The sequence below is a fragment of the Paenibacillus harenae genome (genome assembly GCF_030812415.1).
GTDB classification, from domain to species: Bacteria; Bacillota; Bacilli; order Paenibacillales; family Paenibacillaceae; genus Pristimantibacillus; species Pristimantibacillus harenae_A.
In genome coordinates, this window is record NZ_JAUSST010000001.1 from 684834 (window position 1) to 707019 (window position 22186).

Sequence of the window (22186 nt, forward strand, 5' to 3'; positions counted from 1 at the left end):
CTTAAAAGTTTGAAACCACTTAAGCCCGAAGCCTAAATTCCCTCTGCCTCCTCACGTTACGGACTCAGATACACTTATGGATTGTTATCGGGGTAAAATTGTAAAATTACGGACTGGAAAGACTCTATTTACTGCTAAACACGCAAAACGGAGGCTCAAAGCCTCCGTTAGTGTCTCCTATGTCCGCAAATAGTGTAAATTACATACATTATGCCGATTAGCACCCATATAGTCCGCAACAGCATAACGTAGCATATAAGCGTGGTAAGTCAATTTAGACAAGTCTAGCATAACTTTTTTTCATGTTTACCTATGCCGAAAGGAACAAGGTTACTTGAGGTAAGACTTTCGTCTCTTCCCGATTAACGGAAATTCGCCGATGCGGAGCTTGGCGCCTCCGTATGGGACAAGCGTGAGCGCGACCTCCGGTTGGTCGTCGACGCTCGGGTGGAGCGGCGGCGTACCGGCGCTATGGCCTTCGAGGCGCCAATCCGGAATAAGCTTGCCCCTAGTCTTCAAGCGTACCGGTGACGTCTCAGCGTCGAACGGTTGATAAGGCAAGTCGCCCGCGCTAACTGCTACCTCGAAGTCTGATTCGACCAGCAGGCCGTACTTCCAAGGCGATGCAGGATACAGCTCCCAGTCGTGGAATCTCCCGCGTTGCTTCTGCATTTGCCAGTTCTCAGCAACCGGAAGGGCATAGACGAGCGGCCCGCGCTCGATGCTAATCGCATACAAATTGCGCGATACGGCCTGCACCTCCATCGGCAAGACCAGCACGAGGGTATCGCCGTCCTGCCACTGACGTTCTACTCGCGCATAGCCGTTCACAGCCGTAAGCGTTACAAGCTCGCCGTTCACCTTCAAGTTCGGCGACTTGCACCATTCCGGCAAACGGAATGAGATTCCGAACGAAGCCGATTGATCAAGCGTGAGCGCCATACTAACCGTATCGCGGAATGGGTATTCCCCGCCAACGCCTAAACTAGCCTTCACGCCGTCCGCAACAACGGCATTGACCGAACAGGGCGCATAGGATACGGCAACCAGGCCGCCTTGCCCATCGTTCATCCATAGATGCGAAGCGAACTTCGGCCACCCTTGATGCATATTCGATGTGCAGCAGCCAAAGTTAGGTGCAAGGCCGAACGTATTCGCATCCGGTCCATTGCTCCAATTCCGCTGTGCCACATTGCACACGACTTGGTTCACCTGCTGGTCGTATTGATGCGAAGTCCAATCCTTGGAGATCGTAGCAGGCAATGCGTTAAACGCCACCTTCTCCAAAATATCGCCGAAACGCCCTTCTCCGAAAACGCGCGTCAATTGTTCGAGAGTGAACATATATTCGACGACGGCGCATAGTTCTACGCCCTGGCTCGGATGAGTGCCCGATAGCCATTCGTCTCCGGAGAACATCCCGTGAGCCTGGCCGTGATGCGTCATCAAGCTGTCGATGCCCCGATGTACGGCTTCCCGCTGTACCTCGTCTCCGCCAAGCTCATACAGGATGCCCGGGAACTTCAGTCCCATAGCGACGTTGACAACATGCGTCTTCCAGTCCCATTGTTCGACTTTTCGCCAGAACGGGAAGTCGTAGAACACGTCTGTCCAATCGATCGTTTGCTCGGCCACGATCTTAGCCAACTCAAGCAGCATCCCCTCGTTTGTCCGTTGATGCAGCCACAGTATGCACAAGATCATCTCCGCGCCTCGCGCCTCTGCCCAGCCATCAAGCGGCTGCGTTTCAATCGTGCCGCGAACATATCCGAAAAACCTCGTCAAGAACGGAATTACGCGCTCATCTTGCGTCGCTTCCTCGTACTGGATCATGACCTTCAGCATTATCATGAAATGCCACCAGTCCTGCTGCTTGTTGACGTCGTTATTCACCGTCTCGATACGGGCAGGGCCGAAGAAGCCGTCTTTACGTTGGCTCTCAAGCGACCACTCTACCCAGCGCTTGGCCTTTGCTATTAATCTCTCGTCCCCGAGAATATAAGCAAGCGGCAGCAAGCCGTCCAAATAATAGGGGCCGCGCTCCCAGCTCTCGCCGTTTCCGCCGATCCAGCCATTGTTCGGTCCTACATCCTCCCAATGCTCCTCCAGATGTCCTGTCAGCCCGTCCGCTTGAATACGAAGCTGATTGTAGAGCCACCCCTGCGCTTTAATGCTTCCAAGAGGCAACGCAGAAAATGCAGCATGTAAATTTCCATCCTTCTTCTGTTCAACAATTGTCACAAAATCTCACCAATCCCTTCACGCATTCACTGCCTTGTAACGAATATAGCATGAAGGATGCCCATAATTAGATAGCTAATCTCAACTAAAAATTATCCTATCACAACATGAATGAAGCGTTTATCGCTTTGCCAATTTTGCAAAATACGATATGATAATTAACAAAATCGCTTGAAGGAGCGCATCGTTAATGTACCAATTCATATGTCCGCCGATGCCTCATTTCATTATGGGCGGCGAGGATACGTATGCTGTCGGAGGCAGTCATCCCGACCGGTCGAACATCGGCGTATTCGATTTGCTCATCGTCATGAGCGGCTGCCTGCATCTTGAAGAGAATGGAGAACCTATTGATATCCGCTCAGGCTCTTACGCCATCCTTAGACCGGATAGGAGTCACCGTACGGCGATGCCTTGCGATGAGACTACCTATTTCTATTGGATCCATTTCCACACCGTGGGTGAATGGAGCGTCGCAAGCGAAAGACTGCCCCTTCCGCTATCGCAGAAAGAGCAGATTTATGCCCAAGTCGAATATTTTCCGTTTTATTTGCCTAGTAGCGGTCCGATTACGGAACCGCAGGCAATAGAAAACCAACTGATATCGCTGCTGAGACAGCATGATGCCGCTGCAGCTCGATCACAATGGAAACGTCAGCAAATGTTCCATACGATTCTGGACCGACTCCAGCAATCTGCCGACTTAACCGAAGTCAGCCCTCAACTCCAAATCGCCGAACGTGCCGCCATCTACTTGCGACAGCACTTCAACGTACCGCTGAGCTATAAGCAATTAGCGGAAGAGCTTCATTTTCACGCTAACTATATTTCGATTTGCATGAAAAAAGCGTTCGGCTGCACGCCTCTCGAATATGTAACAAGGTACCGGATCGAGAAAGCCAAGCGCCAGTTGATCCATACGAATGATCCGGTAGGCAAGATCGCCGACGACAACGGCTTCGGTTCATTTCCTTATTTCATCCGATGCTTCGCCAAGCATACAGGCGGCATGAAGCCGAAAGCGTTCCGCATGCAATTCCGAACGGCGAAAGAGTCTGCCCGCAGGTGAAAGCAAGTGCATTTAACGGCATTTCGGCGAACTATTTTGGGCATGCCTACCGAAGTAACTCGTTTAGCGGCATTTCGTCAAGCTAATTATGCCTTTTTCAGCCGAGAAGAGAAAACCGCCTCATTAACGTCCCGAAATCGAACGAAATGAGGCGGTTTCTAGTTAACCCGTATATTAGTTTCCCACAATGCCGCTATTGCGTCCTCCCAATGTTGTGCTGAGAGGGACAGCGGGGGATCCCATAATGTGCCGCGCGAGCGTCGTCGGGCAACAGCCGAACAACAATTATCCTACTTAAGCCTTCTTCTTCTGCCTCGTGTAAATGTCGACGTAGACGGCAAGGACGAGAATGCCGCCCTTTACGATATACTGCCAGAACGACTCCAGATTCATGAGGCTCATGCCGTTATCGAGGCTTGCCATAACGAGAGCGCCGATAACGGCACCGACGATGGTACCCGTACCGCCCATCAAGCTCGTGCCGCCGATCACGCAAGCTGCGATCGCATCGAGCTCGTAGTTCTGGCCCGAGCTCATCGTCGCTGCGTTAAGTCGCGCCGTCAGGACGAGCGCCGCTACAGCCGCTAACGTATTGCACAATACGAATACGAGCAAAATCCGGCGTTTGATGTTGATGCCCGACAATCGGGCCGCTTCGGGATTGCCGCCGATAGCATACACTTGGCGTCCGAATACGGTGTTGCGCGAAATGAACGTGAAGACGAGCGCCAGCACGATAACCATCACGAACGGAACGGGAATGCCCTTATAGCTGTTCATCAAGTAGACGAAGCCGATTACAAGAACGCCGATGACGGCCATCCGCACGAGGCTGACGGCGAGAGGCTCGACTTCGAAGCCGACCTTCGCTCTGGCAGCCCGCTTCCGCAAAATAAAGTAACCTGCAGCAGCCAAAGCGAGTATGCCGAATATCCAGCCGATAATGTCGCCCGTATACGATTGGCCGATCGACTTCATCGAAGGCGAAAGCGGCGCTATCGTAACGCTGCCCGTCGTGCCGAACAGGATGCCTCTGAACATGAGCATGCCGCCTAACGTCACAATGAAGGCCGGTACGGCCCGGTATGCGATAATCCAGCCTTGAATGAAACCGATTGCCGCGCCGATCAACAGCGTTGCAATAATAACCGGAATCGTGTTCCACTCATACCACACATTCAAGATGGCGGCGATGCCTCCGGTCAACCCGACCAACGAGCCGATCGACAGGTCGATCTGGCCCGCCACAATAACAAGCACCATGCCAATAGCCAATATAGACGTAACCGACATTTGCAGAAATAAGTTGGACAAGTTCGTTGGCGTTAAAAACCGCTCATGCAGCAGCGAAAATAGTACCCAAATCGCCAGCAATGCCCCAATCATCGTATATGCCCGAACGTCGAACTTGAACCAGTTCGGCTTCTTCGATACTTTCCTGCCCGCGAGCAACGTTTCCTGATTCATGCTCATACCGCTTTCCCTCCTGTTGCCGCCGTCATAATCATTTCCTGCGTCGCTCCTTCAGCCGTGAAATGTCCCGCCTGCTTGCCTTCCGATATAACGATGATGCGATGGCTCATCCCGAGCAGCTCCGGCAGCTCCGACGATACCATAATGATCGAGACGCCTTGGCGAAGCAGATCGTTCATAATGTTATAAATTTCGAACTTCGCGCCTACATCGATTCCCCGCGTCGGTTCGTCGAGAATAAGCACTTTCGGATTCGTCATCAGCCACTTGCCGAGCACCACTTTCTGCTGATTGCCGCCGCTGAGCGTTCCAACGATCGTCTCGACGGAATTCGCCTTCACCCGCAGCGTGCGCATATATTCATTGCCTGCAAGAATCTCCTCGTTATGACGCAGTACGCCGCCGGACGAGATCGACCGCAGGCTTGCGATGCTAATATTGCTCTTCACATCCATGCCAAGCATAAGCCCGTACTTCTTGCGGTCCTCCGATACGAGCGCCAGCCCCGCCTTAATCGCTTGCTGCGTATTTCGGATCGTTACCCGCTTGCCCTCGATTTCGACATTCCCGCTCGCCTCGCCCGGATAAGCGCCGAACAGGCTCATGACCAGCTCCGTACGTCCCGCTCCCATCAGTCCGGCGATTCCGAGAATTTCACCTTTGCGAAGCTCGAAGTTCATATTATCGATGATCTTCTTGCCTGGTCGGTCGGGGTTCATGACCGTGTAGTCGCTAACCTTAAGCACGACATCGCCCGGATTCGCTTCGATGCGCGGGAAGCGTTCCTTCAGCTCGCGCCCCACCATTAACGATATAACCTTGTCCTCGTTCAGTTCGCTTACAGGATACGTGCCGACTGTCTGTCCGTCCCGCAGCACGGTAACCGTATCCGCAATCGCGAACACTTCGTTCAGCTTGTGGGAAATATAGATGCACGTTACGCCGCGCTTCTTGAACTCCCGCAGGATGTCCAGCAAAATATCGACCTCCTGCTCCGTTAACGCTGCAGTCGGTTCGTCCAAAATAAGAATATTCGCGTTCTTTGACAGCGCTTTTGCAATTTCCACCTGCTGCTGCTTGCCAATACCAAGCCCGCCCGTTAACTGCTCGGGATTGACGTCCGACAATCCGACCTCCTTGAGCCACCGCTCGCTTTCCTTGAATACATGCTCCCAGTTAATGATGCCGAAGCGGGCAGGCTCTTTGCCGAGAAACAGATTCTCGCCAATGGACAAATCCTTCACCAGCGCCAGCTCCTGATAAATAATCGCGATACCGGCTTCCTCGGCGTCCTTGATCTTGCCGAACTGCTTCGTCACGCCGCCCACGACGATCTCGCCTTCATACGTGCCATGCGGATACAAGCCGCTAAGCACCTTCATGAGCGTCGACTTCCCTGCCCCGTTCTCGCCGCACAAGGCGTGCACCTCGCCCTTGCGCACCGAGAACGAAACCTCGTCTAACGCTTTGACACCGGGAAATTGCTTCGTAATCCCGCGCATTTCTAATGCCGCCGTCATCGATTCCACCCACCTCGCTAAGTCGCTATATACGGCAAAGAGGGGAAGAGCGTCATGGCCTTAAGCCGTCTCTTCCCCTCTCTCATGCCGCGTATGTTATTTCACGTTTTTGTATACGTCTTCTTTGGAATGGAAACCGTCGGCAACAACCGTTGCGTCCATATTCGATTTGTCTACGGCAACCGGTTCAAGCAGAATGGAAGGGACGTCGATCTTGCCGTTGTTGACGGTTTTGTCCGCGCCTACGTCTTCGCCCTTCGCCATCTTCACAGCCAGATCGGCTGCTTTCTCGGCAAGGTTCTTGATCGGTTTGTACACCGTCATCGTCTGCGTGCCTTCTACGATACGCTGCGCTGCAGCAAGCTCCGCATCCTGGCCGGATACCGGAATTTTGCCCGCGAGCCCTTGAGCCGCAAGCGCCTGGATAACGCCGCCCGCCGTACCGTCATTCGCTGCGACTACCGCATCGATCTTATTGTCGTTCGCCGTCAACGCGTTCTCCATGTTCGCGAGTGCGTTAGCCGGATTCCAGTCTTTCGTCCATTGGTCGAATACGACTTCGATGTCGCCGCTGTCGATAAGCGGTTGCAATACGTTGAATGCGCCTTTCTTGAACAGATGCGCGTTGTTGTCCGTCTCCGAGCCGCCGATGTAGACGAACTTGCCTTTCGGAGCGAGCTTGACGATCGCTTGCGCCTGCATCTCGCCGACTTTCTCGTTATCGAACGAAACGTACAAGTCGAGATCCGAGTTTTTGATGAGACGGTCGTAAGCGAGAACTTTAATGCCCGCTTCATGTGCCTTCTCCACGATCGCAGCCGTTGCTTCCGCGTTATGCGGCACGACTACGAGTACGTCGACGCCTTGACTGATCAAGTTCTCGGCTTGCGAGATTTGCTTCGCGTCATCGCTGTTGGCCGCCTGTACTTCAACCTTCGCGCCAAGCGCCTCAGCCGCTGCGATGAACAAATCGCGGTCGCGCTGCCAACGCTCCTCTTGCAACGTATCGAGCGAGAAACCGATTACAATTTGATCGTCGGCCTTTGCGCCGGTCTCGACATTGTTTGTTTTCTCTGTGTTGTTACCGTTGCCACCGTTGCCGCCGTTGCCGCCGTTGCCGCCTCCGCATGCCGATACCACTAGCGCAAGCGCCAACACTACTGCTGCAGTCCCGCCCTTTGCCCATCTTCTTTTCATTCCTTCTCGCTCCCTTATTGTACGGAATGTAAATGCTTACATTTGAAATATAGCATGCAATTTCAATTCGGAAGCGATAGAGCTTCTGCATTCTTTTGCGATCGTCTGCATTTTTTTGAGGAAGACAACCGTTACCCCTTTATGCCAAGCGCAGTACGTCTATATTCAGTCGGCGATACGCCGCATAGCTTCTTGAACACCTTGCTGAAGTAATTCGGATCGTTATACCCGATATCGAACGTGATTTCCTTAAAGCTCAGCTCCGGATCGAGCAGCAACGCCTTCGCCTTGTCGATACGGCATTCAGTCAAATAATCGATATAGTTAACGCCCACCTGCTCCTTGAACATTTTGCTCAAATAGAAGGGGCTTAGTCCGAATCGCTTCGCTATTCCCTCCAGCGTCAGATCATGCTGCGAGTTCTCGTAGATATATTGCTTCATCCGGCCGATAGTATCAGGCTGCAGCCTATTCTGATGCTTAATTATCGCATCGATCATCTTGTCCATCACGGATTCCGTCTCCGCTCTAAGCTGGCGGTAATGCTGGACTTGGAAGGAGAACAACGGCTTCTCGACCTCGACGCCCATCTCCAGCGCGACGCGCGATATGATCCATAGCCGCTCCAGCACCCATTGACCGGATTGCGACAAGCTTGCGCCGTTCTGGTCGTGCATATCGATCAGCTCCGTCACCGTCTGCCTGACGGCGTCCCATTGCCCAAGGCGGATGCTCTCGACGAACCGCTTCTCCGTCTGCGGATCCTGATAACCCCCGGCGAGCTCGCCGCGCGATTCCAGATCAATATAGAACCGATGCTTGGACGGCAAGCCGCTTCCGGCCGTTGCCAGCAGCGCCTCTTGATACGACAGCCTGATCTCCTCCAAGCTTCCGTAGCAATTGCCGATCCCGATGAACAGATCGCCGCCGTTGTCCCTTTGCTGCGCCGAAAGCAGAAGCTGTACGAGCGATGAAGCCTGGGCGCGGTACGACTTGCCTAACTCGCGGAATACAACGATCGGAATTTGCCGACCAGACTTAGCACCCACCCAGCCTCCGCCCGAGTGTTTCACTCTTGCTTTAAGCGTGCTGTAATAGGGCTCTGGCGCCATGCCAAGCTGGAGCGTGACGAGCATGACGAACGCTTCCCTCGACACTTCTCCGCCTAGCAGTGCAAGCATATCGTGCAGGTGCACGTCATGGACATGGTCGAACAATAGCTGCGTCACAACATCCGATTCGACGAGCGGCATCACTTTGCGCAGCGTGTCCTCCTCGTACTCGCGCAGCTCGCGTTCGCGCTTCTCTCTCTCTATCTCAAGGATCACTTTACCAACCGTCGCCGTAATCTCAGACGCTTTGCTTGGCTTCAGCAAATAATCTTTGACCCCGAGCTTGATCGCTTGTCGCGCGTAATCGAACGTATCGTAAGCCGTAACCATAATGAACTTCGCAACTGGATGAAAAGCTGCGATTCGCTCAATGGCCTCCAGTCCTCCAATGCCCGGCATACGAATATCCATCAGCACCAGATCGGGCAGCCACTGGCCCGCCAGTTCAATCGCCTGCGCCCCGTTGCGCGCTTGCTTGAATTCGCAGGACGGAAAGCCCTTCTGCAAGATCGCCTGCAGACCCTCTCTCTCAATCTGTTCATCATCGACTAGCAGCAGCTTGTGCATGATCGTCTTGCACCTCCGTGAACGGTATCTTGATCGTTACTAATGTTCCTTGACCGATTGCGCTATGAATGGAAATGACATCCTCTTTGCCGAAGAACAGCCTTAGCCTCTTCACGACATTGCTGAAGCCAATGCCCGTCGAATGACCTTGCGACTCGCTCTGCGGGCCATCCTCCATAATTCGTTTAACCGTTTCGGCATCGATGCCATCGCCGGTATCTTCGATCTGAATGATCGCTTCGTTGCCATCGCGCCTGATGCGGAACGTAATGAGACCCCCGTCTTCAAGCGGTTCAACCGCGTGAATGATCGCGTTCTCTATGATCGGCTGCAGCGTTAGGCAAGGCAGCTTAAGCTCCAAGCAGCTATCATCGATCTCCTGCACATAATGAAGACGATCGGTAAATCTCGCTTTCTGAATTTCGATATACTTCAGCATGACGGACAGCTCATCCTGCAGCGTTACCGCCCTGTCGAGCCGGCGCAAATTGTATCTCAGCAGCCCCGCGACGCTCGCAATGAGGTCGCTCGTCTCCTCAGAACCGTCCAAATAAGCTTTTTTCGACAACGTATCCAGCGTATTGAATAAGAAATGGGGGTTGATCTGACTCTGAAGGCTGCGAAGCTGGCTTTCCTTAAGCAGCAGCTTGCTCTGCTGCAGCTCGCTCTCCAGTTGCGCCTTTTGTTGAATCTCGGAGATCAGATTGTTGATGTTGATCCGCATCCGATCGAACGTCTTCGCCAGAAACGAGATCTCATCGTTGGAATGGATCTCGATCTGCTTATCGAACCGTCCTCTTGACAGCTCCTTGGCCGCAAGCGTCAATCTGTGAATCGGCTTCGTGATGCTTAGGGAGAACCAGTACGTGAACAGCAGCAAAATAATCGTAATAAGCGACAGCAGCCACATTCCCAGCTGCTTCAGCTTCTCGCTCTGCCCGATAATGCCGCGGTAAAAATGATCGTACGTGCGTACCTCCTTATCAATGAGCGTCAGCGTCGTCTCCGTAATATATTTATCGATGCGCGTCGTCTCCTCGAAGCGGACGGCGGACTGCTCCGGATTGCGCTGCTCCTCGAACATGACCGATAAATTCGAGGTTTCTACCAGGCTGTCGATCATGTTGATATAGCTTGTCAGGGTGAAGGCATTATCCACATTTCGGAGCAGAGCAATGCCTTCCTTTGCCTTCAGCAGCTTCGCCTGCGTCAGCTTCAGCGTCTCCAGCTTGACCGAAGACGGCTTCAGCAGGTAGTCGTTAAGCGCGCTGATCGTTTGATGGCTTCTGTCCGTCGCTTCATTCATGCGCAAATACCGCTGCAAAATATCGTTATACTGCTCCTGCGTCTTCTGATTGTAATAAGTAAGCACGACCCAGATTGCCACCATAATGAACAGGACGGTCGCCGACATCGTTAATATTTTGCGCTGGATGCCGTTCATGAGGCTTCCTCCGCTCTCATGACCCGCATTTCGGTGAAATAGCCGTCGGGATTAAGCGGCACGAGCTCGCCCCGCAGCCACTTGACCATAAGCGACACGCTCTCCTCGCCCATCCGCTCCGGTGCTTGCATGATCAGGGCGTCCAGTTTACCTTCCTGAAGCAGCGTAAGCGTCTCTGGACTGTCGTCGAACGAGTAGATGAACAGATTGCCGACCTGCCTACGCTTGCCGATCTCTTGGACGATCGAACGGGCGTGATTCGCCGCCACCGCTATGAAAGCCTGCGCACCCGGTGCATCGTTCAGCACCTGATTGGTCGCTTCGGCAACGTTTTCCCGGGAATCGCCGGACGCAACGATCTTGGTCTCGATATTCCGGTATTGGCCAAGCACGTTCAATATGCCGGTCAACCGGGACCGTTGAAAAAATTCCTGCCTATCCGATACCATAAGCACCACTTCGCCGCTAAAGCCCATGTCCGACACAAGCTGTCTCGCAATCATCTCGCCCGCCTTTAAATGGTCCGAGCCGACGTAAGTGCGTCGCAAGCTCTCGTTCATCGGAACATCGTTCGCAACCGTAATAATCGGAATGCCGTTGCTGGCAGCCCGTATCTTCGTTAAGTTCTTGAACTCATCCGTATCAAGCCCCTGCACGATAATGCCATCCACTTTGGAGGCGATGGCGATCTCAATGTTCTTAAGAAAATCGTCGCGATTGGCGCCGTACGTCCCCCAAACTTCGAGACTCGCTCCGTTCTGTTTCGCGGCGGATGCCGCTCCCAGCTCGACCTTTTCCCAGAAGGGGGTATCCTGCTCAAGCGTAATCAGCACGAGACGATAGCCTTTTTGCTGCTCTTCGGCCACGGCTGGCGTACTCAGATCGAAAGCGAACACTTGAACGAGCGTCGATACGGTAAAATACAAAATAACTATGCAGCTCGCCGACAAAACGGCCACGATGAATTTGCGCAAGCTTCTGCCCCCTATAATCTATTAATGAAAATGATACCGTTTTCACATTCGATCATAATGAATGTCAATCCCGCTGTCCACGATAACTTTAATCTTCGTTCTAAACTCCGGAGGACGTGTATACACGCTTCATCTAACTCCTCCCTATGGCTATGTTGGATATTTGCAGGATAGCCATAGGTTTTTTGTGATTTAACAGTCTATATTGGATATCCGCAGTAACTTTAAAGCCTCAGTATTCAAAAAGACTAACCGCCAATACCGTCCATCCGCTCGTGCAACCCTCGTTGCTGTCGAAAGAAAGTGACCGTGCAACGGTTAATGGTCATTTTGGCAAGTGCCAATCACTCCATACCGGGCATTCGCATACAATACACCAGCTTTATCAATAGACGTTCGCCCTGATCATCAATAAACATCGAATGCGCCCACTAATAAGGAGTGAATTTACATGTCATTTTTACCGCCATTCGGACCGCCGGGATCGCAAGGCGGCGGATTGCCGCCGTTCGGACCGCCGGGATCGCAAGGCGGCGGATTGCCGCCGTTCGGACCGCCGGGATCGCAGGGCGGCGGGTTGCCGCCGTTCGGACCGCCTCCGCCGCCATTCGGGCCGCCGGGACCTCCGGGTCCTCCAGGACCGTCCGGTCAGCAATCGCCGACTGCTCCGCCGCCGCAATTCGTTCCGCCTCGGCCGCAGGCCACTTTATTCGCCGTCGATCCGGGAGGCATACGCCGGTGCTTGTTCCGCAATACGTACATTTGGCTTAGCAATGGGAATCAGTTCTGGTTTTTCCCGGTGTTCGTAGGCAGAAATTCCGTCGCAGGCTTTCGTTGGAACGGATTTTTCTGGATGTACGCGGGGTACGACCTGAATCTCGTAGATTCGTTTACTTGCTTCTAAGCGCATGAAAAAAGGGCAATGCATGGGTGGCTCGCACCGCCTTGCATTGCCCCTTTGTCATTTAGCTTCTACCGGCCAAGTGCGTAGGCAGCCCGTCTATGCTCTTCATGTTCTTCTCCTGCCAATAGGCCTCAAGCCCTTCGGGCTCCTTCTGCTCGGCCCATCGCTTCAGCGTATCCCGGTCTCCCGTGTAGTCCATGAACGGAACGGCAAAGCCGCAGGAAGTCTGCACCTTGTGAATATCGATCGCAACGATCTGCCTTGCGCCCGGAAGCGGCGAGAACAGCGGATAGAGGGCCTCCCATTGCTCAGTGCCCGGCATAATAACGGTGCCTTTGCCATATAAGCGCATAATAAGCGGTTGTCCCTCGAAGGCGCAGAACATAATCGTGACTCTGCCGTTCTCCATAACGTGAGCGCTCGTCTCGTTGCCGCTTCCCGTCATATCCAAATAAGCAACCCGGTTAGGCGATAAGATCCGCAGGCAGTCATGGCCCTTCGGAGATAGATTGACATTCCCTTCTTCGGACAACGGAGCCGAACCTACGAAAAAAATATGCTGCCTCGCTATAAACTGTTCATGCTGCGGCAGCATCGAATCAAATTGTTTCCCCATTCCGGTAAGCCCCTTCCATTTTCGTCGCTCATTCCTTGGAAATCAAGGATAACTAAATGCTACTATAAAAAGCGACGGCGTGAAATACCTTTATTTCAGAAACAAATCCACTGCGTACAAGATCAATCCTGTAACGATCAAGAGCCATCCGAGTGCGCGGGAAACCTTCCTTTCCTTGTTCATATTGTTTTTCTTGAAGCCCCTTACGTCAACCTGCAAAATCAACACGCCGCAGGCCAGAGCCAAAAATATCGCGTAAATGAGATAACTTGTCGTATATCCGCTGCCTATCATCCTCGCAACACGCCTCCAAACCGCCCGCTCCGCGGCATCCTATTTCGCTTTCATGCCGATCCGTCGGATTTTAGTAACGACATGGACATCGAAGGTGGCATCCGGGTACCGCTTCTCCCATTGTTCCTTCGTCCCGATATGCCTCTTCCAATATCCCGGTTCTTTTGCCCTGACATATTCTCCGAAGCCGAAAATATCCGATTTCTTCCGCTGCGTTTTTTTGATGATGTCTTCATAAAATTTGACCGATGCTTCATTTTGTTTCTTTTCGATCTCTGTCAGAATGTTTGGATTGTCGATGGCAAGACTTTCGCCTCCGATCACTTCCTCCACATTCACCTCCAGCATGACGTCGATCGTAAAATGTGGAATGCCTTTATTGATCCGAACCTTGATCTTTGAACTACGATGTGCGACGTTCGTTATTACTGTGCCGGGTGGATTGTCTATAGTGATAACCGCGCGATAACCTGCAGGATTAATGCCCCTGAGTCCCAAGTAGCCGGCTATTTCGAGCGGTTTGGTTGCGCCGACCATTTTCTCCCCTTTAAAGTAGGCTAATCCCTTTATTTCGACGTTATCGCTTTTTTTGAGCTCGATGTACGGAAGGAAGCCCTCTTGCCCCTTCTTGGACATATTGCTCCAGAATATCCCGATATAATCCTTAGGGAACTTCCCCATCTTGATCCCTTCATCAAGGGTGGACATGAGATACAGTGTCGGGATTCTTTCTAGTTTCGGCGCGGCTTTCATGAGATCTAGGGCATTTCCCTTAGATACCATCAGCCATGCCATTCGGCGAACCTCCGAATTCCGCCGAAAAAAATCGTTTATATTTGCGAGGCCTCGTCTTGCGACTTCCTCGGATATAACAATCACGCGCAGATGGCCGAAAAACAGCTTACTCGATATTTGTTGCTGCAAATTCATGAACGCGTCGTCGATGGAGTGACCGAAAACGTCTACGACCCAGAGCGTTTGACCCGGATTTCCGCTTGCTCCGCCGCTCTCGCCCGGTCCGAGCGGAATTCTCCCCGGCAATGCGATCTGGACGGCCACATGCACCATATCTTTGACGGGTGCAGGCAGCGAGCCTTCGACATGAGTGACTTCGCTCTCATGCTCTTCCTCGTCTTTGGCCGCCTTATCGATGGAAACGCCGAGCACGACGGCTCGCTCATCGATCTCGACGCGGTCCCAACAGCCCGTAAGCAATGATGAAGCCATTAGGAGCATCATAACGGAATATATTATTTTCAAATAACTACTGGTCGGCAACGGGCTTCCCTCTCTTCTTGCGCATGAGCGAAATCATAATGAGCAAGGCCGGATAACCGATTGTAATACATAGGCCGATCTGACCCACCTGTTCGACGATGTCGTACATTTGGACAATGTTCTGCGGCATCATGGCCATCGCGAATACGAAAGGAAGCATAAAGAAGGACAGCATCTTATGATCGGCCAGCCTGAATATTTGCCGCGTCGCATAGATCGTCAGATAGTAGCTTGTCAGCAAAGTCGTAAATACGGCCGTAACCCATACGGCCAGAAACGCGGCATCAAGCCGTTCTAATACGTTCGCCGGCAACGATGTCGCTTTGGCCAGCTCGAGCGTCGGCCACAGCAGATTTTTGATCTCCTCCGCTCCGAATACGGCGACGGCTGCCGCAACGATAACGACGTACAGCCCGCCGCCGATTGTCATTCCCCAAAATCCGGCTTTAATCGACTTGCGGGGTGCGATCATTGAAGGAATAACCATCGTCATAATAAAATTGCCTTGGAATAAAGCGGCGATCGTCAGCACTCCCCTTATTACGCCATGCGAATGTTGCATCCAGATCGGCTGAAGATTGATCGCTTCCGCGTTTTTCAAAGAAAGCGCAACGATCAGCAATCCCGGTACGAGCAGTAGGGGGAAATAAAAATAATGCATATAAGCGAACGTCGTAATCGCATTCCTTGTCGCAATCGCCGCAAGCAGCAGCATGACGATGACCGTCACTTCGACCGGCGTCGATTTAAGAACCGAGGTTACGACCACTTCACCGAATTCACGCGCCGCGAGCGACGTCAATACGGCGAAAAAACCGATGATCAACAAACTCCCTATCCATGATGGCCAGCGGCCGATCAGATCCTCGCTGTATTCGATGATCGACTTCCGGGGAAAGCGGATACCCAGCCATATAATGATCGATAGCCCGATCGAACCGACAAGCAAGCCGATCAGCGTAACCAAGGGCGCCGCGGAACCGCCTGCGCGGACGGCAAATAAGGGCAGCGGCAGCACGCCAACCCCAATGATCGTACTGCCCATTATCGCACCTGCCTGCATCGCTGTTATTTGGCGGGACTGATCCATGCTCTCACTCTCCATTGTCATCGTTTTTTAACGGCTTTAGCAGTTCCGGCTCTCGCCCGGAAGGCGAGGGCTGCGGCTGCTGTTCGTCGAATCTAGTCCTGTCGGTCGTCTGCAGGAAATGCGGCCGCTTCTTTAACCACGGCAACGGCCCTCTGATGATTAGATCCTTCATCCCTTCGAAGTTGCCTGGAACAAGCGGACTTAAGTAAGGCACGCCGAACGATCTCAGCGACAAGAGATGATTGGCAATCAGAATCAACCCGATCATGATCCCATACAATCCGAATAATCCGGCCATTATGATCAACGGAAATCGGAGCAGCCTCAAAGCAAGCGCCGCATTGTACGCCGGCGTGGCGAAGGAACCGATTGTCGTTAACGCGATGGTGACTACCGTAATCGGACTGGCAAACCCGGCCGCGACGGCCGCTTGTCCAATCACGAGTACGCCTACGATGGAGAGCGCCCCGCCGACCTGCTGCGGCAGCCTGATCGTCGCTTCGCGCAATACTTCCATCGAGGTCTCGATAATGAGCACTTCGATTATCGCCGGATACGGCACGCCGGCACGCCCTCCCGCTACCGCAACCGCGAACTCCGTCGGAATAAGCTCCGGGTTGAAGGAAATAATCGCTACGTACAAGGAAGGGAATATGAGCGAAAACATAAGCGCGACGAGCCTTGCCAATCGAATGGCGCTCATTAGCAAATACCGTTCCGTGTAGTCCTCGACCGTCTGGTAGAACTGGTTGAACACCGTCGGCACGACGAGCGCGAGCGGCGATCCGTCAACGAGAATGGCAACCCTGCCTTCCAGCAGATTGGCGACGATTTTATCCGGCCGCTCCGTATATTGAACTTGGGGAAACGGCGAGAAATGATTGTCTTCGATGAATTGCTCCAAATAGCCCGAATCCAAAATACCGTCGATATGAATCTTCGATAGCCGGCTATTCACATCCTTGACAAGTGCGGGATTCGTGATCCCGTCCATGTAGCAAATGGCCACCTTGGATTTGGTCCTTTGCCCGATCTCCATAGCATCAATGCGCAAATCCGCCGATGGCAGCCTATAACGGATGAGCGATATATTCGTACCGAGCAGCTCGACGAAGCCTTCGCGCGGCCCCCGAATGACTTGCTCGGTCGCAGGCTGATCGATGCTCCGGGATTCAATCGTACGGGTACCGATGACGAAGGCCTCGTCGATGCCTTCCACCGCGACGACCGTGCCTCCGCGCATGATCCCGTCCACAAGGAGGGCCGCATTGCTCTCCAGCTTCGTCTCGCTTTGGTAAAGGGTGTCATTAAGAAGAATGTCCTTCAGTTGATGCTTCTCGATCGTTTTTTTCGATAGATGGTCGGGCTTATACATGAGCGCCTTCAAGATGTCCACATTAATATTGGTATGGTTGACCAGATTCGTATAATAAAACAGAACCGCCTCGTACTCTCCGAATACGCGGAACCGCCTTGTCGTCAGATCGGTGTTCGAGCCGATCAGCTTCATGATGAAGGCGATCGTATCTTCAATGCTCTCGTTTATTCGGTCATCCTTATGGCTCGCAAGGAACTCGCTAGGGGGCGCATCCGTCGACTTATATTGATGTTTCTTTGTATTCGTTCCGTGAAAAATAGGCAAGTGCGCTCATCTCCTGACCCGCTTGGCCAATAATGAAGTTCGGGCATATTTAGTAGCATTTACGCGCACAAGCAAAATTATCCACAGCTCTGAATGGCGGCGTTTACGGACGGCACGAAACTCAAAAAAAAGCCGCCTGCGGGATCGTTCCACGCAGACGGCTTTCATCAATAATCTCATTTAGAATCGGCGCCGGCTATGACGCCTTTCTTCAAAATCAGGTTCGCATACAATGCGTTCTCGCCCGTCGCGATGATCGCATACGCTTTCTTCGCGCGTTCGTAGAATTCGAATCGCTCCACTTCCTCAAGCGGCGCGTCCAGCCCGGTTCTCTTCGCGATAATCGATCGATACTGTTCCCATATCGGCGTTTCGGCCGTGTCGCCGGGAACGACTTGCATCAGAGCTGCCGGCTTCTGAACGTATTGATCCAGCGGGAACAGTCTAAGAATGGCATCCAGCAGCTCGGGTACGTTATGCCCATCGGCGCGTATGAGCCGCCGGGCATGGCTTGCCGCGGGAAAATTGCCGTCCGCAAGCACGATCTCGTCGCTATGCCCCATCTCCATAAGCACCTTAAGCAGTTCAGGCGATATTTTACTAGAAATACCGATCAGCATGTGCAGACTCCTCTCTTATAGGTGAAACTGATTGAACCGTTCATAGGCCGTCTCCATGCGGGCGATCTCGTCCGGCTCGCCCGCAGGCAGATACACTCCTCCCGGAAACGAGGAGGCAACCAAAGCGCGCGCGTCCTTCAAGTCGGCGCAACGGCCGAGAGACACAAGCTGCAGGAGCATATTGCCGATTGCGCTCGCTTCTACCGGACCTGTCCATACCGGCCTGCCGATTGCATCTGCCGTGAATTGACAGAGCAGCTCGTTCTGAATGCCCCCGCCAACCATATGCAGCCCGCTGAACGAATGGCCGACTAAAGACTCCATTTGTCCCAGCACTTGCCGATAGCGAAGCGATAGACTTTCGATTACGCAGCGAATGATCTGGCCCTCCGTTCGAGGAACGGGCTGACCGGTCTTGCTGCAATAGTCTTGAATTCTTGTTATCATGCCGCCAGGCGCATAGAACAAGCGGTCGTCTGGCTGTATAAGGCTGCGGAAGGGCAGCTCCTGCCTTGCCAACTTTACAAGCTCGGCAAAGCCAAGATTCGAGCCTTGCTCCTCCCATTCGCGCTTGCATTCTTGCACAATCCATAGACCCATAATATTTTTGATGAGTTGATACGTATCGCAAGCTCCGCCTTCATTGGAGAAGTCCAGTGCCATCGCCTCCGGCGTAACGATCGGATCGTGAAGCTCGCTGCCGAGCAGCGACCATGTGCCGGACACGATATAGGCGAACGGTTCATCTCCTATTGCCGGAATGGCGGCAACCGCGGATTCCGTGTCATGCGTTCCGACTGCGACAGCCTCGATAGCCGGCACATCAAGCTCGGTGCATACAGCTGCAGTTAGCGGCGCAATACGCGTACCAGGCTTAATCGGATCCAGGAACAGCTTGCTCGGAATACCAAGCCGTTCCATTAGTTCAACGTTCCAGGCTTGCGTGATCGGCGATAGCAGCTGGGTGGTCGTCGCCATCGTGAACTCGCATACCTTCGCACCCGTCAGGAAATAAGTCAACAAATCCGGCGTAAGCAGCAGCGTCTGCGCCGCTTCAAGCTTCGGCGATCCCGACTTCTTCATCGCGTAGAGCTGATTAATCGTATTGAACGGCATAAACTGCAGTCCGCCCTGCTCATAAAGACTTTCTTTGCCGATTGCCGCCGCAAGCTCCTCTATAACGCCTTCAGTCTGCGGATCGCGGTAATGATACGGATTACCCAGCAGCTCCCCGTTCGAGTCCAACAAACCGAAGTCGACGCCCCAAGTGTCGATGCCGAACGTCTGCGGTTCATAACCTTCCTGGAATGCCCGGCGTATGGCAATCTTCAGCTCTTGCAGCAGTCGCAATATATCCCAGTGCAGATGGCTGCCGACCGCGATCGCATCATTCGGAAACCGATGAATTTCGGTAACTTTAAGCTTTGGCAGCTCATCTCCGTTACCGCTGACGAGCTCGCCGATTAACGCTCTGCCGCTGCTCGCGCCAAGGTCGAATGCGAGTACGGATGCCAGCTTATTCATCCTTTCGACCTCCCGACCGTCATTTCATCTTTTGAAGCAATTGGATGCGGTACGCTTCGCTCTCCAGCGAAGCGATCTCTTCGAATTCTTCCTTCGTCAGCGCCTTTGGTTCGCGGATCGCCTTGGCGATCAAATAAATCTTTGCGCTTTCCTCTACGACCTCCGTCCGATAATAAGCCTCGCGCAGATTGCGGCCGGACGTCACGAGACCATGATTGCCAAGCAATACCGAGCTTGCCTGACCGGCCACTTCCACGTAGGCGTCTGCCAGCTTGTCGGTCGTCGGCAGCACATAAGGGACATACAAGGTTTTGCCGACTAACGCCGCTTGGTCCGGGAACATAATCGGCAGCTCCCGCTCGACGAGCGTGAAAGCGATGCAATAGGGCGGATGCGTATGCACGATCGCGCCGATGTTCGGATTCACCCGATACGCGTACAGATGCATAAGGACTTCGGATGACGGACGCAAGCCGATGTCCGTTATTTCGCCAGATTCGATATCGACCTCAACCCATTGCTCCGGCTCGACCTCGTCGAGCGCGAAGCCGCTTGGGGACAAATACATTTTACCTTCATGCCTTGCGCTGATATTGCCTCCCGGTCCGACAACGAGCTTATTCGTAACCGTCTTGCGCGCATACTTGCATAATTCCTCGCGAATGGCCGTGCTGCTCAAGTGATTCCCTCCGTTCATACATCGTTAAGTTTTATTTATAAAGCGGTCCGAAGTTGTGGCAAGCGCGATAATCGGCGCCCTCCGGATCGGCCGTGCCGAACAGACCCCAGGCACGCGGACGGAATTGACGATCCTCCGGAACATTGTGCATATTGACCGGGATACGCAGCATCGACGCCAGCGTAATCAGGTCTCCCCCGATATGGCCGTAGCTGATCGAGCCGTGGTTGGCGCCCCAATTGTTCATAACCTCGTAGACCGACTTGAATGCGCCTTCGCCCGTCACGATAGGCGCGAACCACGTCGTCGGCCAAGTCGAATCCGTACGTTTATCCAGCGTATCGTGGACCTGATCCGGCAGTTCAACCGAATAGCCTTCGGCGATTTGAAGCACCGGCCCGATTCCTTTCACGAGGTTGATGCGCGACATCGTCATCGGCATGCCGCCTTTTGTCAGGAAGTCGGAAGAATAGCCGCCGCCGCGGAAATATTCGACCGAAGCAGGGCGCCATGAAGTCGCATCCAGACAACGATGCGCTTCCTCGTCGCTAATCTCCCAGAACGGTTTAAGCGCCGGTTTCCCGTCCTTCGTCTGCTGGCCCGTTCCGTCAAGCGCCGCAGGTCCGGAGTTGATCAGATGAAGCAGCCCGCCTGCGGCTTCTCCGGTCAGCTTGTGGCCCGTTACGCGCTCGACCGACTCGGGACTCCAGTATGTGCGAACGTCCGCGAAGATCTGAGCCGTATTCGTGAGCAAGTAGCCGAACAGCATGACAACCCCGTTCAGGCTGTCGTTCTCCGTCGCCACGATGTAAGGAGCACGAATGCCGTTCCAGTCGAACGACGAGTTCAGCATAGCCTCCATGAAATCGCCGTTTGGAAAATGGTCCGTCCATTGCCGCTGCCCTTGGAAGCCGGAGACGATCGCGTTATGGCCCATCGCCTCTTCGCCGAAGCCGAGCTCTGCCAGACGCGGATTGCCGACCATGAGATCACGCGCGATTTGCGTCATTTTCACGACCGTTTCCCAGTCTCTATCTTTGCGCTCGCGGGAGGTCTGCAAGCGGTCCGGATTGTTGTCCGGTCCTTCGATGCAATTTTCCTTCACCCACGTAAGCGCTTTCTCGAATTCCGCGCCATCGTAAATATTTTCTTCCATACGTCTTACGAACTCGCTCATGTCGATGTATTCCGTGCGCATGCCGAGATATTCCTGGAAGAAAGCGTCATTCACGATCGAGCCCGCGATACCCATCGATACCGAGCCCATCGACAAATAGGATTTGCCGCGCATGTAAGCAACGACGAGACCCGCTCTAGCGAAACCGATCAGCTTATCCTTCACGTCGTAAGGAATCGACGTATCGCCCGCGTCCTGCACATGCTCGCCGTAGATGCCGAACGCCGGGAGACCTTTTTGCGCATAACCGGATAATACGGCGGCCAAGTAAACAGCGCCCGGACGCTCCGTTCCGTTGAAGCCCCATACCGCCTTCGGTATGGACGGATCCATATCCATCGTTTCCGTTCCGTAGCACCAGCAAGGCGTTACGGTTATCGATACCCCAACTCCCGCTTTGGCGAATTTATCCGCGCAAGCAGCCGCCTCGGCGACTCCGCCGATGCACGTATCCGCTATGACGCACTCCACCGGCTCGCCGTTCGGATAACGCAGATTAGCCGACAGAAGCTCGGCCGTCGCGATCGCCATGTTCATCGTCTGCTGCTCCAGCGACTCCCTTACCCCTTTGCGTCTGCCGTCAATCGTCGGGCGAATGCCAATCTTCGGAAAACCGCTCTGAAACCGATTATTTGCTTCCGTCATGTTAGAACTACCTCCATATGATCGTAATAATGTTACCGATAACCTTAAAATAACAAGCAAAGCGGTTGCTGTCAACGACTAGTTTTCGTTATGATGGATATAGAGAATAATCAAAGAGTA

At 53.3% G+C, this 22186-nt stretch carries 18 protein-coding genes; 2 read left to right on the forward strand and 16 right to left on the reverse strand.

Going from position 1 to position 22186, the window contains the following annotated elements; all coding sequences use genetic code 11:
• Positions 1–330: 330 nt before the first annotated feature.
• Positions 331–2241 carry a beta-L-arabinofuranosidase domain-containing protein gene (locus J2T14_RS03340; RefSeq protein WP_307467689.1) on the reverse strand — a complete coding sequence of 637 codons (1911 nt, stop codon included), beginning with the start codon at positions 2239–2241 and terminating at the stop codon, positions 331–333.
• A 190-nt stretch (positions 2242–2431) separates the two neighbouring features.
• On the opposite strand from J2T14_RS03340, the gene J2T14_RS03345 reads away from it, so the two are divergent.
• A complete protein-coding gene (locus tag J2T14_RS03345; RefSeq protein WP_307467691.1) occupies positions 2432–3310 on the forward strand; it encodes a helix-turn-helix domain-containing protein in 879 nt (292 codons plus the stop codon).
• Between the two features lie 294 nt (positions 3311–3604).
• Here J2T14_RS03345 and J2T14_RS03350 read toward each other — a convergent pair whose 3' ends face one another.
• The 6 genes from J2T14_RS03350 to J2T14_RS03375 all read right to left on the reverse strand — a co-directional run bounded on the left by J2T14_RS03350 (position 3605) and on the right by J2T14_RS03375 (position 11597).
• Positions 3605–4783 (reverse strand): sugar ABC transporter permease, encoded by a 1179-nt coding sequence (locus J2T14_RS03350; RefSeq protein ID WP_307467693.1) that lies wholly within the window; start codon positions 4781–4783, stop codon positions 3605–3607.
• Positions 4780–6303 (reverse strand): xylose ABC transporter ATP-binding protein, encoded by a 1524-nt coding sequence (locus J2T14_RS03355; protein ID WP_307467696.1) that lies wholly within the window; start codon positions 6301–6303, stop codon positions 4780–4782. The genes J2T14_RS03350 and J2T14_RS03355 overlap by 4 nt, the downstream gene beginning before the upstream one ends.
• A 96-nt stretch (positions 6304–6399) precedes the next feature.
• Complete coding sequence (xylF, locus tag J2T14_RS03360) at positions 6400–7500, reverse strand: D-xylose ABC transporter substrate-binding protein (protein WP_307467698.1); 1101 nt, start codon at positions 7498–7500, stop codon at positions 6400–6402.
• A 131-nt stretch (positions 7501–7631) separates the two neighbouring features.
• Positions 7632–9179, reverse strand: a complete 1548-nt coding sequence (locus tag J2T14_RS03365) for a response regulator (RefSeq protein ID WP_307202166.1) — start codon at positions 9177–9179, stop codon at positions 7632–7634.
• The gene (locus J2T14_RS03370; RefSeq protein ID WP_307467700.1) at positions 9154–10623 is read right to left on the reverse strand and encodes a sensor histidine kinase; all 1470 of its coding nucleotides are present in this window, start codon (positions 10621–10623) and stop codon (positions 9154–9156) included. Before J2T14_RS03370 ends, J2T14_RS03365 begins: the two co-directional genes overlap by 26 nt.
• Positions 10620–11597 (reverse strand): substrate-binding domain-containing protein, encoded by a 978-nt coding sequence (locus J2T14_RS03375; RefSeq protein ID WP_307467702.1) that lies wholly within the window; start codon positions 11595–11597, stop codon positions 10620–10622. Before J2T14_RS03375 ends, J2T14_RS03370 begins: the two co-directional genes overlap by 4 nt.
• 451 nt (positions 11598–12048) lie before the next feature.
• Between J2T14_RS03375 and J2T14_RS03380 the strand changes: the two genes are divergently transcribed.
• A complete protein-coding gene (locus J2T14_RS03380; protein ID WP_307467704.1) occupies positions 12049–12501 on the forward strand; it encodes a hypothetical protein in 453 nt (150 codons plus the stop codon).
• A gap of 61 nt (positions 12502–12562) precedes the next feature.
• Here J2T14_RS03380 and J2T14_RS03385 read toward each other — a convergent pair whose 3' ends face one another.
• From J2T14_RS03385 to J2T14_RS03425, 9 genes are all read right to left on the reverse strand, one after another.
• Positions 12563–13117 (reverse strand): pyridoxamine 5'-phosphate oxidase family protein, encoded by a 555-nt coding sequence (locus J2T14_RS03385; RefSeq protein ID WP_307467706.1) that lies wholly within the window; start codon positions 13115–13117, stop codon positions 12563–12565.
• Positions 13118–13207: 90 nt separating this feature from the next.
• A complete protein-coding gene (locus J2T14_RS03390) occupies positions 13208–13411 on the reverse strand; it encodes a CLC_0170 family protein (RefSeq protein WP_307202177.1) in 204 nt (67 codons plus the stop codon).
• A 39-nt stretch (positions 13412–13450) separates the two neighbouring features.
• On the reverse strand, positions 13451–14638 hold the full coding sequence (locus J2T14_RS03395) for a Ger(x)C family spore germination protein (protein ID WP_307467710.1): 1188 nt from the start codon (positions 14636–14638) through the stop codon (positions 13451–13453).
• Between the two features lie 37 nt (positions 14639–14675).
• On the reverse strand, positions 14676–15779 hold the full coding sequence (locus tag J2T14_RS03400) for a GerAB/ArcD/ProY family transporter (protein ID WP_307467713.1): 1104 nt from the start codon (positions 15777–15779) through the stop codon (positions 14676–14678).
• Between the two features lie 4 nt (positions 15780–15783).
• Positions 15784–17421: a spore germination protein gene (locus J2T14_RS03405; RefSeq protein ID WP_373458095.1), complete on the reverse strand. Its 1638-nt coding sequence runs from the start codon at positions 17419–17421 to the stop codon at positions 15784–15786.
• A 176-nt stretch (positions 17422–17597) separates the two neighbouring features.
• On the reverse strand, positions 17598–18041 hold the full coding sequence (fucU, locus tag J2T14_RS03410) for an L-fucose mutarotase (protein WP_307467716.1): 444 nt from the start codon (positions 18039–18041) through the stop codon (positions 17598–17600).
• Positions 18042–18056: 15 nt separating this feature from the next.
• Positions 18057–19565 carry a rhamnulokinase gene (locus tag J2T14_RS03415; protein ID WP_307467718.1) on the reverse strand — a complete coding sequence of 503 codons (1509 nt, stop codon included), beginning with the start codon at positions 19563–19565 and terminating at the stop codon, positions 18057–18059.
• Positions 19566–19584: 19 nt separating this feature from the next.
• Positions 19585–20262 carry a class II aldolase/adducin family protein gene (locus J2T14_RS03420; RefSeq protein ID WP_307467720.1) on the reverse strand — a complete coding sequence of 226 codons (678 nt, stop codon included), beginning with the start codon at positions 20260–20262 and terminating at the stop codon, positions 19585–19587.
• Between the two features lie 13 nt (positions 20263–20275).
• On the reverse strand, positions 20276–22066 hold the full coding sequence (locus tag J2T14_RS03425; protein ID WP_307467725.1) for an L-fucose isomerase: 1791 nt from the start codon (positions 22064–22066) through the stop codon (positions 20276–20278).
• Between the last annotated feature and the right edge of the window lie 120 nt (positions 22067–22186).